Source organism: Gardnerella sp. c23Ub_4 (assembly GCF_055804115.1).
In genome coordinates this window covers 659,579-675,920 of the sequence record NZ_JANUYO010000001.1, presented here as the reverse complement: position 1 = coordinate 675,920, position 16,342 = coordinate 659,579, and the positions used below count along the sequence as shown (strand labels likewise).

Annotated in this window: 11 protein-coding genes and 3 tRNA genes; 2 read left to right on the top strand and 12 right to left on the bottom strand. The window is 45.5% G+C overall.

The window, feature by feature from the left end; all coding sequences use genetic code 11:
- Positions 1-61: 61 nt before the first annotated feature.
- The 4 genes from NYP67_RS02655 to trmB all read right to left on the bottom strand — a co-directional run bounded on the left by NYP67_RS02655 (position 62) and on the right by trmB (position 4,907).
- Positions 62-2,785: an HAD-IC family P-type ATPase gene (locus NYP67_RS02655; RefSeq protein WP_473411214.1), complete on the bottom strand. Its 2,724-nt coding sequence runs from the start codon at positions 2,783-2,785 to the stop codon at positions 62-64.
- A 25-nt stretch (positions 2,786-2,810) separates the two neighbouring features.
- Positions 2,811-3,548 carry a hypothetical protein gene (locus tag NYP67_RS02650; protein WP_473411153.1) on the bottom strand — a complete coding sequence of 246 codons (738 nt, stop codon included), beginning with the start codon at positions 3,546-3,548 and terminating at the stop codon, positions 2,811-2,813.
- A 171-nt stretch (positions 3,549-3,719) separates the two neighbouring features.
- Positions 3,720-3,791 (bottom strand) — tRNA-Glu (locus tag NYP67_RS02645).
- A 150-nt stretch (positions 3,792-3,941) separates the two neighbouring features.
- Positions 3,942-4,907, bottom strand: coding sequence for a tRNA (guanosine(46)-N7)-methyltransferase TrmB (trmB, locus tag NYP67_RS02640; RefSeq protein WP_473411213.1), 966 nt, complete (start codon positions 4,905-4,907; stop codon positions 3,942-3,944).
- Between the two features lie 188 nt (positions 4,908-5,095).
- Here trmB and galE point away from each other — a divergent pair, with 188 nt between their 5' ends.
- The gene (galE, locus tag NYP67_RS02635) at positions 5,096-6,106 is read left to right on the top strand and encodes a UDP-glucose 4-epimerase GalE (protein WP_473411152.1); all 1,011 of its coding nucleotides are present in this window, start codon (positions 5,096-5,098) and stop codon (positions 6,104-6,106) included.
- A gap of 165 nt (positions 6,107-6,271) precedes the next feature.
- Here galE and NYP67_RS02630 read toward each other — a convergent pair.
- The 6 genes from NYP67_RS02630 to nrdD all read right to left on the bottom strand — a co-directional run bounded on the left by NYP67_RS02630 (position 6,272) and on the right by nrdD (position 14,377).
- A tRNA-Phe gene (locus tag NYP67_RS02630) sits at positions 6,272-6,344 on the bottom strand.
- A gap of 42 nt (positions 6,345-6,386) precedes the next feature.
- Positions 6,387-6,460, bottom strand: a tRNA-Asp gene (locus tag NYP67_RS02625).
- Between the two features lie 115 nt (positions 6,461-6,575).
- Complete coding sequence (locus tag NYP67_RS02620; protein WP_410294210.1) at positions 6,576-8,720, bottom strand: ABC transporter ATP-binding protein; 2,145 nt, start codon at positions 8,718-8,720, stop codon at positions 6,576-6,578.
- On the bottom strand, positions 8,710-10,629 hold the full coding sequence (locus tag NYP67_RS02615; RefSeq protein WP_473411151.1) for an ABC transporter ATP-binding protein: 1,920 nt from the start codon (positions 10,627-10,629) through the stop codon (positions 8,710-8,712). The genes NYP67_RS02620 and NYP67_RS02615 overlap by 11 nt, the downstream gene beginning before the upstream one ends.
- 418 nt (positions 10,630-11,047) lie before the next feature.
- Entirely contained in the window at positions 11,048-11,755 is a 708-nt protein-coding gene (nrdG, locus tag NYP67_RS02610; RefSeq protein ID WP_248899327.1) for an anaerobic ribonucleoside-triphosphate reductase activating protein, read from the bottom strand.
- Positions 11,756-11,929: 174 nt separating this feature from the next.
- On the bottom strand, positions 11,930-14,377 hold the full coding sequence (gene nrdD, locus NYP67_RS02605; RefSeq protein WP_248899328.1) for an anaerobic ribonucleoside-triphosphate reductase: 2,448 nt from the start codon (positions 14,375-14,377) through the stop codon (positions 11,930-11,932).
- Between the two features lie 237 nt (positions 14,378-14,614).
- Between nrdD and NYP67_RS02600 the strand changes: the two genes are divergently transcribed.
- The gene (locus NYP67_RS02600) at positions 14,615-15,037 is read left to right on the top strand and encodes a DUF3052 domain-containing protein (protein WP_004130062.1); all 423 of its coding nucleotides are present in this window, start codon (positions 14,615-14,617) and stop codon (positions 15,035-15,037) included.
- Here NYP67_RS02600 and NYP67_RS02595 read toward each other — a convergent pair.
- A complete protein-coding gene (locus tag NYP67_RS02595; RefSeq protein ID WP_148699028.1) occupies positions 14,929-15,726 on the bottom strand; it encodes an IS3 family transposase in 798 nt (265 codons plus the stop codon). The genes NYP67_RS02600 and NYP67_RS02595 overlap by 109 nt on opposite strands.
- A 23-nt stretch (positions 15,727-15,749) precedes the next feature.
- Entirely contained in the window at positions 15,750-16,259 is a 510-nt protein-coding gene (locus tag NYP67_RS02590) for a helix-turn-helix domain-containing protein (RefSeq protein ID WP_032817727.1), read from the bottom strand.
- Between the last annotated feature and the right edge of the window lie 83 nt (positions 16,260-16,342).

Genomic DNA, 16,342 nt, shown 5'->3' with positions numbered 1-16,342 from the left:
TCTAAAATACTGAACACATATCTATTGTAAGCACAATTGTTAGTAGGCACGACACGCTACGTCAACGATCACTATCATAAGAGTGCAAAACACTACCGTCGTTTACATTATCAATCCAGTTTTCAATCAAGTGACTAACAAGATGCAAAACTAACCAGATAACAAAGGCAAAAATTACAGCACAAATCATAACAAACATTGCATTTCCACTCACAGGAACATGCAAATCAAAGAAATGCGCAACAAACGGTATAAATGCACCAATAACGCCAGCAGCAGCAAAGCATAAGACCATAATTCCGCGCCAGGAGATAAGTGGCTTAGAAACTGTAGCCAAAACTGCAACACCGAGCACAAAAACAGTAACAGCACAAATAGTGCGAGTTACACCAACAGCGTGCACAGATTCAACAATAAGCCTAGAAGCGTTAGCGTTAGAAGAATCAAGACCGCGCGCAAGCATTAAAGGAGAAAGAATGGACACAACCAAAACAGACACAGCAACAGCTATACCATTTGGTAAAGCAAAACGAACAACACGATGCAAGAATCCAGGAACGTAGCGCCTTGTATTAGGAGCCAAAGCGAGCAAAAATGCTGGAATACCAATGGTTAACGAACCAATATAGGTTATGTGACGAGGCAAATATGGGAAATTAAGACCGAGCAAAACCACACCCGCAGAAATCAGTGCAGAATACACGGTTTTAACAAGGAACAGTCCTGCAACACGTTCCATGTTTGCCATTACTTGACGACCTCTAGCAACAACGTCTGGAAGATGCGAGAAGCGTGAGTCAACAAGCACAACTTGCGCAACAGCTTTAGCAGCTGGAGCAGCGTTACCCATTGCAACGCCTAAGTCTGCTTCTTTGAGCGCAAGCGTGTCGTTCACACCGTCGCCAGTCATAGCTACAACATGGCCTTTAGAGTGCAAAGCTTGAACAATCGCCTTCTTTTGATCTGGCAAAACGCGACCCAAAACGTCAACGTTTTCAAGAACCTCGGCAAGTTGATTTATATCTTTAGGCAACTGCCTTGCGTCCATCGAAACAGGCTTTGAGTCACCAGTTAGACCAACTTTTTCGGCAACAGAGGCAACAGTTGTTGGATTATCGCCAGAAATAACGCGACACCTAACGCCTTGCTGCCTAAACCAAGCAAGAGTTTGACGAGCGTCAGCACGTATTTTCTCTGAGCATCGAACTAAAGCAACAGGGCGAGCGCTTGTAGACACTACTGGAGAACTGGAGAACGTTGCATCATTAGAATCGCCAGAATCACTATAAGCAACAGCTAGAAGAAGAACACGATTACCCTGCTGAGCGTATTCGTTTACACGATTCAAAATTTGCTTAAACGAATCCGTTAAATGGTAATTATCGAAAGGAGAATCGCCAGAAACCGCAGAATCGCTGATTCCGCCTTCTGCAACCGCTGGAGCAATAGAACCGTGCAAATCGCTAGAAACAACACTAGATTTGCGTGCACAAATCGCAGTTGCCAAAACCTCTGGAGCACCCATATACCACGTTTCAAATCTACCGTCTTTTAGCGCGTAGCGTATTGCGCTCCACTTTCTTGCAGACGAAAATGGCAAGCGAGCGCTAACACTAGAAGCAGAGGAAACACCTTGATTTTTAAGGCCTTCCATAATGGCAGAACCTGTAGCATTTGGATTTTCTTCGTTAGATAAGTCAAACAAAGCTTGATTCACCAAACGATTCGAGCCATCACCAATCAAGTCAACACCAACAAACGCGATTCCGCCATCCGTAATCGTGCCAGTTTTGTCTAGATTAAGGCAATCCACTCGAGCCAAAGTTTCAACAGATTCAAGCTCCTGAACCAACGTTTTTTTACGCGCAAGACGCATTGCAGCAACAGCAAAGTTAAGCGAAGTTAAAAGAACAAGCCCTTCTGGAATCATGCCAACAACGCCAGCAACAGCAGAAACAACAGCGCTCTTCCACTGCCCCGTCTGTAAAGCTACAGCAAATCCGCCAACCTTATTGATTTGCGACCAAACAAGCAAAACGCAAAGAGGAACAACAACAATCGTCATCCACTTTAGAATCGTGTTAATTCCACGACTCAAATCGGAGATTGTTTTTGTATAGACCTTTGCTTGTGCAGCAAGCTTAGACGCATAGCTGTTATCTCCTACAGCTGTAACGCGCATTAAAGCAACGCCAGAAACCGCAGTAGACCCAGAATAAACAAAGTCGTCCGCAGCTTTACGAACAGTCACAGATTCGCCCGTAAGCATGGACTCGTCCATTTCTAAGCCCCAAGATTTAACAACATTTGCATCTGCAGGAACCTGGTCGCCAGAACGAACCCACAACAAATCACCAAGCACAATACCGCTATGATCAACATAAACATTTTTGCCTTCGCGCCGAACAATCGATTTGGAAGCAACAAGAATCGAAAGACGGTCGAGCGTACGCTTTGCGCGCAACTCCGTAACAACACCAATACCCGTGTTAATAAGAATCACAAAGCCAAAAACAGCGTCTTTCCAAGAACCAGTGGCAAGAACAACAACCATTGCTGCAAAAATGATTGCGTTAAAAAGAGTAAACACGTTTGCGCGCACAATAGAAAGAACGGACCTAGATGTTCGATTATTCGTAACATTTACAAATCCGCGATTTACAGCATCAAAAACTTCGCTTTGCGTTAAACCTTGTTCGCTAACCTCTGGCAAATCAGGGAAATCGGAGATATTCACAGAATCTGTATAATCTGTAGAGTTTGCAGAGCTTTGCGAACCATGCATTTTTTGCAAACTCGTAACGTTAGCGCTAATCTTTGTCATTTATAACCACATCCCTACTATGAGGCGTATTGTCAATCACAGATTGAACGATTTTTAGAAGACTAGAATGTTGGATTTTACCGAAACTCTTAATTAGATTTGCGTCAAACAAATTCTCGCCATCTAAATCCTTAAGAATATAAAGCTTTGCTGCATACAAAGTGCGGTCCTTAGGTGGATTTTGCGGATTAACAAGCACAACAGGAATCCCAGCAGAGCGCGCATATTCAAGCGCATTAGTCCAAGCTTTGCGAGCTTTTAGATCAACGTGCGCACCACCAGCATTGCTTTTAACGCTAGAATCAACGCGATCTGCTCTATCAACATTAATATTGTTTATCAAAATAATAGACACAGGCTGATTTGAAGCGTCCATAATTGCCTCTTGCGAAGCAAAATTAGCATTTTTGACGTCTGCAATCGAAGTATATGATGCATGCAAACCAGATTTCTCACACATATGCAAAAGCTTAGAATCAAGAGCCGCCTGCCTGGATCCAACTACAAACAATTTTATGTCTTCTACATCAATGCCATCATGAACAATGTCGTCCAAATGCCCGCTATCGCCAACAGCGTGGCCCTGAGGAGTGCAAGCACTTAGAGACGCAAATAAGAAAATCACCAATGCGGACGCAAAAGCCGAAACAACATAATTACGTTTGCACAAAACAGCACGAATCGCACGCATAAGAACGTGTTTTGTTTTGCGCATAAAGACCATAAGACTTTTATAGCACAAATCACGCACGAAGAGTATCGAAGAGCAGCGCAAGAGTTAAGGGTAAGAGTTAATAACTCTGGCCTATAACCCAACTTTTTGGCCTATAACCCCACAAGAGGTAAACATCGTAGATAACAAAAAACGCCGCTAAAACTAGCGGCGCAAAATTTGTACCCCCTAAGAGAGTCGAACTCTTGTTGTCAGATTGAAAGTCTGGTGTCCTAACCGTTAGACGAAGGGGGCTTTAACCAAACCATATGATATTAACACTCATGCGCAGTTCTTGCAAATTACGGCGTGTTGAAGGAAGACAACGCGATTCTAACGCCACGTACAACGCACCACACGCCACACGCCACGCACCACACCACGCTCAACAATCAAATTCACAACTCACTTTTTAACAACATACGCAAAATCGTGAATCACGCGACCAGCATCTAATCCCTTGCGCTCAAAATTCGTCAAAACACGCCCATCAAAGCGACGCGACTCAACAAAATCCGCATGAGGCAAATCCGCAGCATCTTGCGCATTCCCCTTTCCAACATGCTCAGTAGGCAAGCTCACACGCAAATTGCCATCGTTTTCAAAGCACGCCAAAGAATCCATAACTTCGTGAACATGCAATGCGTAATCCTCAATATCTGTAGCAATTCGCCAAACTCCGCCTGCAACAAGCGCATTATGCACAGACTTAGCCAAAGATGGCTGAACAATTCGGCGCTTGTGATGACGCATTTTAGGCCAAGGATCTGGGAAAAATGTCCAAACTCCTGCCAAAACGCTGCTTTGGCATGCCGCAAGAAAATCAGGAGCGTTCACTTGAGCAATTCGCAAATTATGCAAATCCTGCTTACCAGCCAAAAGCATAGTGTGCGCTACGCCTGGGTCATAAACTTCTAGCGCAAGAAAATTCGTATTCGGATTTGCTGCAGCAGCCGCCACAATGTTTTCTCCCTGCCCCGAGCCGATTTCGACTATAAGCGGATTAGCATTGCCCCAATTGGCCTCAATCCACTGCGAATCCACACACAAATCGCTTTTTACGCGCAAAGACCCATCGCCATCCGCAATGCGTAGCAAATACGCGCCTGAGTAGCGCTGCTTGGCTTTCTCTAAGCGCGCGTCGAGCCTGGCAGATCTTCGTACAAAAGAAAGAATCGCCCTAGCGGATGCGTGAGGCTGTTGAGGTTTGGAAGAGTCGCAAGCAACCGCGCAATCATACGCACCAGCAGTCAAATCGCCAGTCAAATCACCAGTCAAATCGCCAAAAGAGTGGCCACTATGCAAATCGTCACTTGCACTATCTACATTAAAATCGTTCATTTTTAGCCAATCTTCCTTATTTTCTTGCATACGCGATTGAATCACAACTCATCGCATAATATCAAACGCGCAAAACACTGGCACAAATACCAGCACAAACACAAACAATCACAAACACAAACACAAACAATGCCAAAAACACAATATGATTCAAGCGCTATAATTTCCCTATAACATTATGCAAAAACAGCATATGCAAGAAAGGTAAACGGTAAACAATGACTATTCTAGTTACAGGCGGATGCGGCTACATTGGCGCACACGTTGTACACGCTCTTCACCAAGCAAAGCAAAACGTTGTAGTTATAGACGATTTGAGCTACGGAAAGCCTACAAGAATTGAAGGCGCGCGACTTTACGGAATGGACATTGCTTCCCCAGACGCTGGAGCGCGACTTGCGCAAATAATGAAGGAAAATAACGTCGATTCTGTAATTCACTTTGCTGCACGAAAGCAAGTTGGAGAGTCCGTAGAAAAGCCACTTTGGTACTACCAGCAGAACATTAATGGCATGCTTAACGTTTTAGAAGGAATGCGCCAAAGTGGTGCTAAAAAGCTTGTTTTTTCGTCTAGCGCGGCCACGTATGGCGAGCCGCCTGTAGATGTTGTGCCAGAAGACGTTGTGCCAATGCTTCCGATTAATCCATACGGCCAAACTAAACTTTTTGGCGAGTGTATGGCACGCGCTTGCGAACACACTTATGGAATTCGTTTTTGCGCACTTCGCTACTTTAACGTTGCGGGATGCGGGCCTGTGGAGCTAGAAGATCCTGCGATTTTGAACCTGATTCCTATGCTTTTAGATAGGTTGCAGCAAGGCAAAGCTCCTGCGATTTTTGGTAATGACTACCCTACTGCCGACGGCACTTGCATTCGCGACTACATTCATGTTTCGGATCTTGCAGACGCGCACATTGCAGCGCTTACTTATTTAGATCGCGATGAGCGCAAATACGACGCTTTTAACGTTGGAACAGGCAAAGGCACTTCTGTTCGTCAAATTGTAGACGAAGTTAGGCGCGTTACTGGATTGCCATTTAGAGAGGCGATTTTAGGGCGTAGAGCTGGCGATCCACCACAATTGATTGGAAGCACTAAGCGCATTAACGAAGAGATGGGGTGGCATGCGCGCTACAACGTTAAGGATATTGTGGAATCCGCTTGGGAAGCTTGGCAAGCAAATCCAAACCATCATATTGATGTTGAATCGTGGAAGCAAGTTGACTAGACAGGTTGACTAAGCAAGTTGACTAAGCAAGTTGACTAAGCAGGTTGACTAGGCAAGTTGACTAAACAGGTTGACTAAAGAGATTAACTAGTCAAGTCATATAAACAAAAAACGCGCGGCAAAAATGCTGCGCGTTTTGTTATCTAGTTTTTATTTATTTACTTGTGGCTCCGAGCGGGATCGATCCGCTGACCTAGCGATTTTCAGTCGCTCGCTCTACCAACTGAGCTACAGAGCCATGACGAATAAAAAACCCGGCGAACCGGGCCTTTACTAATCGCGACCCCGGCCGGACTTGAACCGGTGACCTCCGCCGTGACAGGGCGGCGCTCTAACCAACTGAGCTACGGGGCCGTGGCTTTGTTCCATTGAACAGCCGAGTTACTATCTTACAGAATCCACGCCAAAATGCAAGTTCAAAAGCGTATTCGGCGTGTTGCCGCAGAATATCAAGCAAACACGACGCTTGCTACTCCAGCTCCATTGCACCCGTGCAAAGTTGATAATATTCGCCGCGCTTTTTCATCAAGTCTTCATGAGACCCACGCTCAACAATGCGTCCGTGGTCTAGAACCATAATCACATCCGCGTTTCGCACTGTGGAAAGCCTGTGCGCAATAACAAACACGGTTCTATCTTGCATCAAAGCGTCCATCGCGCTTTGCACAAGCGCTTCCGTATGCGTGTCGATCGAAGAAGTTGCTTCGTCTAAAATCAAAACAGGCGGATTCGCAACAGCAGCGCGCGCAATCGCAATCAACTGCTTTTGGCCTTGAGAAAGGTCTGCTCCGCCGTTTTTAATATGCGTGTTGTATCCGTCTGGCAGCTTGGAGATAAAGGAATCCGCATGAGCAAGAGTGGCTGCAGCAATGCAATCGGAATCGCTAGCATTAAGGCGTCCGTAGCGAATATTGTCTATTATGCTTGCACTAAACAAGCCAACATCTTGCAAAACGGTTGCAACAGCATGGCGCAAGTCACTTTTGCAAATATTACGAACATCGATTCCGTCATACAAGATTTGACCATCAGCAATGTTATAAAAACGCGTAAGAAGATTGGCGATAGTGGTTTTGCCAGCTCCAGTGGCACCTACAAGCGCAACTTTTTGACCCGCGTGCGCATACCAAGATATATTGTGCAAAACAGTTTTAGAAGGCTCGTAGCCAAACGTAACGTTTTCAAAGCGAACATCTCCCCTAACAAGCGTGTACACGCCGTCTTTAGAGCGAATCGCGTGTTTTTGGGCATCTGCGCAAGAATCGCCGCTTGACCTTTTAGAGCAATTTTTCCACGCCCAATACACGTTACTTCCGCAAGAATCTTCGCTTACTTCGTTAAAAACTTGCAAATAAGACTGTTTAGCGTCTGTAAAATCTACTTGATTTACTTGCGATTTATCGCCACTATCATCGCCATCTCCACTACAGCACTCAACGATTTTTGCGCGAATTTTAACGAGCTTAACTGTTCCATCATCTTTTTCAACAGGTTCATCTAAAAGCGCAAAAATGCGATTCGCTCCTGCAGTCGCCATCATAAGCGAATTTAGTTGCATTGTTATCTCGCCAATCGGGTTTATAAATGCGCGAGAAAGCGTAAGAAGAGATATAAGCGTGCCGATTGTAAGCGTGCTTGAATTCACACCAAAAACGCCGCTCAATCCAGCAGAATACACGCCAGCATTTACCGCCCACGCTCCAAAAATCGCAAGCAAAACGTAAAACAGGTAGCTCGCGTTACTAATCACAGGCATAACATTATTCGCGTAAGAATTGGCGCTAGCAGAAATTTTTTGCACGCGAATCGCCAAATCACTTAATTTTTCCACCGCTGCACGCTCGTGATTAAAAATCTTAATAACTTTTCTACCAGAATCCGCCTCTTCTACAAACTCGTTCAAATCGCCCAAAGCCGCCTGGAATTGCGCGAAAAGCTTGCCCGAACGCTTAAGCATAAAACGCACTAGAAGCAAGAGAATGGCAGTAAAAATCACAAGAAAAATCGCAACAGGAATCGAAAGCCAAACAATTGCGCAAAACGCCGCCGTAATAGACATTAGCGCGCTAAACGAATCTGGAAAAGACCAAGAAATCGCTTCATGGAGCGCTTCCGTGTCGTTGGTGTATCGGCTCATAACATCGCCATATCCGTGAGAATCTAAGTACCCAAGCGGAAGATCTTGATGATGCTTAAACATTTGATTTCTAAGGTTTCGCATTACACTTTGCGCGATTTTTACAACCAGCCTGCTCCAAAGCCAGCTAAAAAACACACCAATAGCGCACACGAACGCCATAATTGCAATCATTCGCAAAAGTGGCGCAAAATCGGGATTACGCTTGCCAATTAGAGGCAAAATGTACGCGTCTACAAGCGATTGCAAAAACATTGCGCTTACAGCTTGAACAATGGAGCTTATAATAATTGACGCAATAACAACAAAAACTTGCATCTTGTAAGCCATAATATAAGACGCTAAGCGCTTTAGAACGCGCCAATTTAGAGCGAATTTTTCTTGCGACTTTTGATCTAAGTTTTCTTGCGACTTTTGCGAAGATTCTTGCGAAGATTTTAACGCAGACTTTTCTTGCGACTTTTTCTTATTTATCATTGTTAATCCTGCCGCCCTCGCTACCTTCGGTGTCTTCACTGCCTTCGCTGTTTTTAGATTCAATTATTTTTACACCTTGAGAAATCGCCATTTTTCTATACGTTTCGCACGATTCCATCAACTCGCTATGCTTCCCTTTAGCAACAACACGCCCATCTTTAAGAACAACAATCAAATCCGCGTGCATGCAAGAAGACACGCGTTGCGCAACAATGATTTGCGTGGAATCGGGCATAAAATGCCTTAAATTCTCGCGAATCTTGGCGTCTGTTTTAACGTCTACTGCACTCATTGAATCGTCTAAGATCAAGATTTTTGGCCGCTTTAGCAACGCGCGCGCAATGCAAAGTCGCTGTTTTTGACCGCCCGAAAGATTCTTGCCGCCTTGCTCAAGATTCGTGTTATATGCATGCGGCAAATCGTCTATAAACTCTTGAGCGCAAGCAATTTTGCACGCCTCGCGCAAGTCGGAGTCACTCGCATTCTCATTGCCCCATCGAAGATTTTGCGCAATAGTGCCGCTAAACAGAATATTTTTTTGTAACACAATTCCTATCTGGTTGCGCAAACTTTTGGAATCATAAAAACGAACGTCTGATCCGCCTACAAAAACAGTGCCTTTTGTTACATCGTAAATGCGCGCAATCAAATTTATAATACTTGACTTTCCACTACCCGTTGCGCCCACAATCCCAACAGTAGAGCCAGAAGGAATATTTAGATTTATGTTGTGTAAAATTTCCTGACTACCTTTAATTTCCTGACTACCTTTAGATAAGTCGCAAGCAACCGAAGATGAATCGCCATTAACGCGCGCAGAATCATATGCAAAATCAACATTATTAAAACGAATCGAAGCATCTGCAAGCTCTGTAATTGGGTTTTTATGAACATACTCACTGTTATGCGATTGTAAAACATTTGCAACACGATGCATTGACGTGCGCGCAGTAACCGTCATAACAAAAATTACAACCAAATTAGCAAGCGCAAACAAAATTTGCAACGCATATACAACCAGCGCAGCAAGATTTCCCGTAGTCAAGCCAAATGCAGGATTATTTCCCGAAGCAACGATTTGCTTAGAAGCCATCCACGCAACAAGAAGCAAACACGCATAAAAACACAAGTTAAAAAGAGGAATACTACAATTTAGAATATACTCCGCTTTTAAAAAATAGCTGTAAATTTTATGCGATATGCGCCTAAAACGGCGGTTTTCGTAGTCTTCTCTAACATACGACTTAACAATGCGAATATTGCGCAAATTTTCGCTAACCATGCCGTTCATGCTGTCAATCGTGCCGTAAATTTGCGCAAAAGTGGGTGCAACAATCTTGGCACCAATACCACAAATAACGCCAACAATTGGAATAAGACTAAGAAAAACCCAAGAAATCGAAGGGCTTATGCAAAAAGTAAACCACCATGCTGCAACAATAATCACAAGGCTGCGAACGCCTGCGCGAATAACCATTTGATACGCAAATTGAATATTAGAAACGTCGCTAGTTAGGCGCGTAACAACCGTTCCAGTAGAAAAACGGTCAAGATCGCAAAAACTCAACGATTGCAAGCGACTAAACATCTTGCATCGCAAATTTTTGCCAAAGCCCGCGCTAGAATGCGCGCAACAAACGCCAGAAATAACGCCAAAAATCATTGATATTGCGGCAAAAGCGAGTAATTGCAAGCCGTAGTATTTAACAGCATTTTGGGATTTTGCGGCAATTCCAAAGTCAATAAGACTAGACATTACTGTTGGAATCGCAATTTGCATAGATGCTTCCACAAAAATCGCAGCAGACGTGATTACACCAAGCATACGATAGCGCTTTAACAGCGGCATTATTGTGCGAAACGCATTAGGCGCGTAATCCTTGTGTTTTTTATGCGATTTTGCTTTCATGCGACCTCTCTATTAAAAGAATTTATACGCTTAATCATATCACTTCTGACTATTTTGGCTTGTAGTGCGATTGCGAATCAACGACTTCGAGCTGCATAATGCGCGAGAAGTCACCTCGATTCGCTGAGCCGCTTAGAGCAGAAGCACTGCTTCTGTGCGGCAAAGCGCTTTGACTGAGCTTGAAATTGCATAACGTATTTCAAGCTCCTTCAAAGCGTGATTTGGCTCAAACGTAAAGTCCAGTGGACTTTACATGCCAAATCAGCCGAGCGGCTGCTAATAGCCGCGAGGAATAGCGCGATGTAACGCGCGAGCGTAAACACCCAGCCCTCCTACACACCAAATAGGAAGGTACGCGCAACGCTAAATAGGAAAATCACTTGCGCGGTCTAAGCGCGCTATTTCTAACAACCATTAGCTAACTCGCGTCAGCTTCGCCTTTCGCTCGATCCTTGCCATAGATTGATGGAATAAAACGCTCTTGATCGTGAAGCTTTTCCCAGATTACAGGCGGATCACTCGGATTTTTCAGCGACTTTGGCACGTCAATAATCCGCTGATTACTAGATCCGCGGAATTGCAACAGCGAATCGTGAAGATCCTTCATATATCGCCCGTCAACAAGAATGTCAATGTATTGCAAAAGCTCAAGCTTATCTGGCGTCTCGCCTTTGCGCATAAGCTCTTCCCAAGTGTAACCAGTCCAGCTCCAAATGTCTTTTGTATTTCCAAACTCGCTTCGAATACGCTTGCAAAGTGGCAGCAAAATACCAGTGTTAAGAAGCGGCTCTCCGCCAAGAAGCGTCAATCCTTGCACGTACGGAAGCGCCAAATCTTCCATAATCTGGTCTTCAAGCTTTTGCGTGTATGGGTATCCTGCGCGAAAATCCCAAATCGACTCGTTATAGCATTCAACGCAATGGAACGGGCAGCCAGAAACGTACAGCGAGCAACGGATTCCTTCGCCATCCGTCATCAAAAAACGCTTATAATCCGCAATCATGCCCTTGCTCATGCGCTCACTGGACCACTGCCCTGCGCGCGGATTATTAGAAAGAGAGGTTGGAATCCAAGGCCCGCGGTTAACGTCTGCAGGTGCAAAATCGTGCAAACTTATACGAGCCATGGTTCCGACCTTTTTAGTAATTTAGCCTAGCTTTTACCTTATTTTATGCGACTTTATGCGACTTTATGCGACTTTATGCGACTTTATGCGACTTTAAGCTGCGACTTTATGCGACTTTAAGCTGCGACTTTACGCGATTACACGCTCCGCAATTTTACGCCGCAATCCTACGCACTACTTAGTTTCCTCGTACCACTCGCGAGACTCGCCATTGTTAAGAACAACATGGCCAGTTTCGCCAGACATGTGCTTTACGCGATGAGCGATTTCCTCGTGGCGGCCGTGAACCATTGGTCGCTGAACAGGATTACCCAAGTAGCCGCAAGTGCGCTTAGTCACATTGCACTTATCTGGGTCACTATTGCCGCACTCTGGGCAGCGGAAGCCTTCCTTCGTTGGCTCAAAATCGCCCTGGAATCCGCAAACAAAGCAATGGTCAATCGGAGTGTTCGTACCCAAGTAGCCAATGCCAATCTTATAAGCATAATCCCAAACAGCCTCCAAAGCCTTAGGATTCGCTTGCAAGCATGGGAACTCGCAGTAGTTAATAAATCCGCCGGAAGCAAAGTACGGGAAGTCAACCTCGTAGCGGAGCTTCTCCATAGGAGTTGGCTGCAACCACACTGGGTAATGGAAGGAATTAGTGTAGAAGTCGTGATCTGTAACGCCTTCAATGCTGCCAAACTTCTGACGATCCATGCGGTTAAAGCGATCCGTCAAAGACTCAGCAGGAGTGGAATATACCGAGTAGTGGTATCCCTCTGCCTTCGACCACTGCTGGCAAAGCTGATTCATGCGGCGAACCATAGAAAGCGCAAATTGCTTGCCATCCTCATTCCAGCTGTGATCTTGCATCCAATCCTTGCCAAAGAACACGGATGTAGCTTCATACAAACCAATGTAGCCAAGAGACACGGTTGCACGCTCGTTGCGGAACAGCTGATCCACGCTCTCGTTAGCGCCCAAACGCCCAAACGCGCCGTAGCGGAACAGCGTTGGAGCGTTTACAGGAGTTGCCTGCTTGCAACGCATAATGCGGAATCGCAAAGCTTGATGCGCCACTTCCATGCGCTCGTTAAAAAGCTTCCAGAAGCGGTTTACGTCTCCGTGAGACTCCAGCGCAATACGAGGCACGTTAACTGTTACAACGCCAAGATTCATGCGGCCGTCTTCCACGTCTTTGCCAGTCTTTGGATCAACCCAGCCCTGAAGGAAGGATCGGCAACCCATAGGAGCCTTAAAGGAGCCTGTAATCTTAACAATATTCTCGTAGAAAACAACATCTGGATACATGCGCTTTGTAGAGCACTCAAGCGCTAGCTGCTTCAAATCGTAGTTAGGGTCGCCAGCGTCTGCGTTAACGCCGTGCTTAATAGTAAACACAAGTTTAGGGAAGATAGCAGTATGACGGTCCTTGCCGAGTCCGCGAATGCGATTAAGCAAAATAGCGCGCTGAATTTCGCGAGCAAACCAAGACGTACCAAGACCAAAACCAACAGTTACAAACGGAGTCTGGCCGTTAGAAACGCGGTTGGAATTGATTTGATATTCCATTGTTTGCATAGCGTCGTAAATCGCCTTGCGCGTCATAATCTTTGCGTAAACTTCGCGAAGCTGATCCAACTCACTCAAATTCTCATCAAAAGGAGTGTCTGCTGGAAGAGGATCCCTATCTGAACAATGAAGATTCTTAGGCTCCTGAGCCTTTAAGCCGTCAATCATAGCCTTAGCAACTTCGATTGGCGTGGAATCTGGAATCATGGCCTGAGCCATAGCAAGATTCTTGTCGTAATCGCACTTAGCGTAAGGCTCCAGCATCTCGTCTGCGCGGTTTACAGTTTGTCCGCCGTACTGCGCGCCTGCAATATCCTTAATAATCTGCGTAACTTGAGTAGCCGCCGTGCCAATCGACTTTGGGCTATCCATCATTGCGTTTCCAAGCGCAAATCCCTTAGCAAGCATGTTTCCAAAGTCTGGAAGCGAGCAGTTGCTCATGCACGTAAATGGCGAATAATCGGCATCATGGAAGTGAATATCACCCTTCATATGCGCGTTAGAAACTGCATGAGGAAGCATAGAAAACGCGGAAGCCTTGGAAACAGCGCCTGCAAGAAGATCGCGCTGAGTGGCGTAAACGTTGGAATCCTTGTTAGCATTTTCGCGCACAAGCGACTCATCTCGGTTTACAAGGCGATTCACAGCTTCGTTAATATCGGTTGCCTTAGCGCGGTCAATATCTCGGTTTAGGCGGTAGCTTGTGTAGCAACGCGCAACTTCGTAAAGGTGATTTTCAATAAGACCATGCTCAACAAGAGTCTGAATATCTTCGATTTTTGCAGGGCCATTGTAACGGTCTTGAATCTCGGCCTCAATATGATCCGTAATATCGCGAATCATTTGCTCTTCTTGCGGACCAACTTCTTTGCGCAAATCCTTAAACGCAGCTTTAATGGCCATTATTATGTTCATCTGATCAAAGTCAACAACGCGGCCATCGCGCTTTTCGACTTGCACGCGAGACTTCTTAGAAGAGTCGTTGAAGACGCCATTAAAATCGCCCAAAGTGGCTGCTTGTTCATCTTGCAAAGTGGCATCTTCTAAAGTCATATCAGAGACCTGCATTCTACAGACCTTTCTCAATCTACCGTGTATTTTGCATCGCAAATCGACTTATGATTCGCAACAACTTGCTCTACTATAACCCATTGCATGCACAATATCTAGGGCAAGTTACATAAATCACAAACTATATATAGTGATTTTGTGGTTTCTGGCGATTTTCCAGGCGTGTCTCAGCGTGCCGTGTGCGCAGCTAGGGCGAGTCGCGCAAATTCTTGACGCTTTGATATATTGAGTCACGTGGAACAGACAGCTTTTCAACATGCAGAAGAATTTGGATTCCAACCTGGAGACATCGTACAGCAGTGGCTGTGGGACGATGACGTTGACGATGCGATTTGCAGCAATATCGAAGAATTGACTGGCGAAGAACTTGTTGACGAAGATTACAGCTCCACTGTTGACGGAGTGATTATTTGGTGGCGAGACGGCGACGACGAAGACGAGCTAGCAGACACCATTATGGACGCAACAAACATGTTGAACAGCAACGCACCTATGTGGGTTTTAACACCTAAGCCAGGGCGTGCTGGCTCTCCAAGCTCGAGCACTGTTCAAGCAGCAGCAATGACTGCTGGAATGAACGCCGCAACGCCTTTAACAGTTAGCGAAGATTGGAATGGTATTCGCTTGCGCGCATTCGGCAAAGGCCAAAGCAAGTAGTAAATAGTAAATAGTTGACGCTTTTGTAGCTCAACACTGATATGTACCCCTTTTTTAGACATTGATTGTATGATGTGGTGACATCGTAAAAACGCTGCAAAATCTCCGCCACGATAGTGGGATCCTCTATCAGAATGAATTATCAACGAATTATCGCTAATGGGTTCTTCAAGAGCCATATTCATTGAAGCCATTACTATTTCATTACTGGGATGGCGCCCGCTAGCCCACCCGACTATCTTTCCGTCAAAACAGTCGATAACAGCTGAAATATACAGTTTCGATTCCGTCGTGATGAACTCGGTTATATCTGTAAGCCATAGCTTGCCAGGGGCATTGGTGTGAAAGTTACGCTTTACAAGATTTTCAGGAGCAGGCGCTATCTCACCGTTATAGCTCGAATAGCGCCGTTTCCGACGCGGATAACGCACAAGGATTTTATCTTCGCTAATAATCTTACGCACTACTTTTTCGCTGACTCGTATTCCACGAACACGCAATACATGCCAGATACGACAATAACCATAAGTATGGAAAGACTCACCAGCAATAGCGGCAATATCTTTACGTAACTGGCAATATTTATCCCTGCGAGCCATTGCGTGAAGCTGGTAGTAAAAACTTGAGGAAGACAACCCCACAACATCAAGGAGCATTCCCAACGGATATGTATCTCTAAGAGCGTCCACTACCTACGCTTTGTGACGATTCGTCAAAGCTCCGGGTAGGACGCTGACGTCTTTTTTATTAACTCCAGTTCCTGATCCATCACCGCCTTTTCCACGATTAGCTTGGCTGCTAAGCGTTTCAACTCTTGCGGATCATCAGGCAAGGACGCCTCCAGCGACTTAACGGTAGGTAACTTAGCCGCTTGCCCTCGTTCCTTTCTACTCATTAATACCCACTCTCCTTCCTGCCGGTAGCGCCCCACCCAACTGTATACACTCATCGGGCTACACAAACCCAGGCGCGAAGCGATTTGCCTAGGACGCGCACCCTTGTTGAACATCTTAACCGCGCTAAGCTTTGTCTTAAAAGGATAATGAGTAGGTCTTTCAGCCCGCCTAGGCTTCAATACCGGCTTTCCCGCCTCCCGAATCCACTTATGCAACGTCCAACGCCCAGGATAACCCAGCAACAAAATCGTTTTAGTTACCGACCCCGTACGCCTATACACCCTCAACGCCTCACGTCGCTGCTCCAAAGAATACGAAACATTCATAAAATACTCTCCAACAATCCGTCCGCACCCCCTAATGGCTTTCATGCTCTTTAAATATCATTTATTAGCCGGCAGAGCGCGGA

Bases quoted from the DNA above. Each gene is read 5' to 3' on its own strand.
- NYP67_RS02590 (WP_032817727.1), bottom strand. From the start codon at position 16,259: ATGAATGTTTCGTATTCTTTGGAGCAGCGACGTGAGGCGTTGAGGGTG.
- NYP67_RS02650 (WP_473411153.1), bottom strand. From the start codon at position 3,548: ATGGTCTTTATGCGCAAAACAAAACACGTTCTTATGCGTGCGATTCGT.
- nrdD (WP_248899328.1), bottom strand. From the start codon at position 14,377: ATGCAGGTCTCTGATATGACTTTAGAAGATGCCACTTTGCAAGATGAA.
- galE (WP_473411152.1), top strand. From the start codon at position 5,096: ATGACTATTCTAGTTACAGGCGGATGCGGCTACATTGGCGCACACGTT.
- NYP67_RS02615 (WP_473411151.1), bottom strand. From the start codon at position 10,629: ATGAAAGCAAAATCGCATAAAAAACACAAGGATTACGCGCCTAATGCG.
- nrdG (WP_248899327.1), bottom strand. From the start codon at position 11,755: ATGGCTCGTATAAGTTTGCACGATTTTGCACCTGCAGACGTTAACCGC.
- NYP67_RS02620 (WP_410294210.1), bottom strand. From the start codon at position 8,720: ATGATAAATAAGAAAAAGTCGCAAGAAAAGTCTGCGTTAAAATCTTCG.
- trmB (WP_473411213.1), bottom strand. From the start codon at position 4,907: ATGCAAGAAAATAAGGAAGATTGGCTAAAAATGAACGATTTTAATGTA.
- NYP67_RS02655 (WP_473411214.1), bottom strand. From the start codon at position 2,785: ATGCATGGTTCGCAAAGCTCTGCAAACTCTACAGATTATACAGATTCT.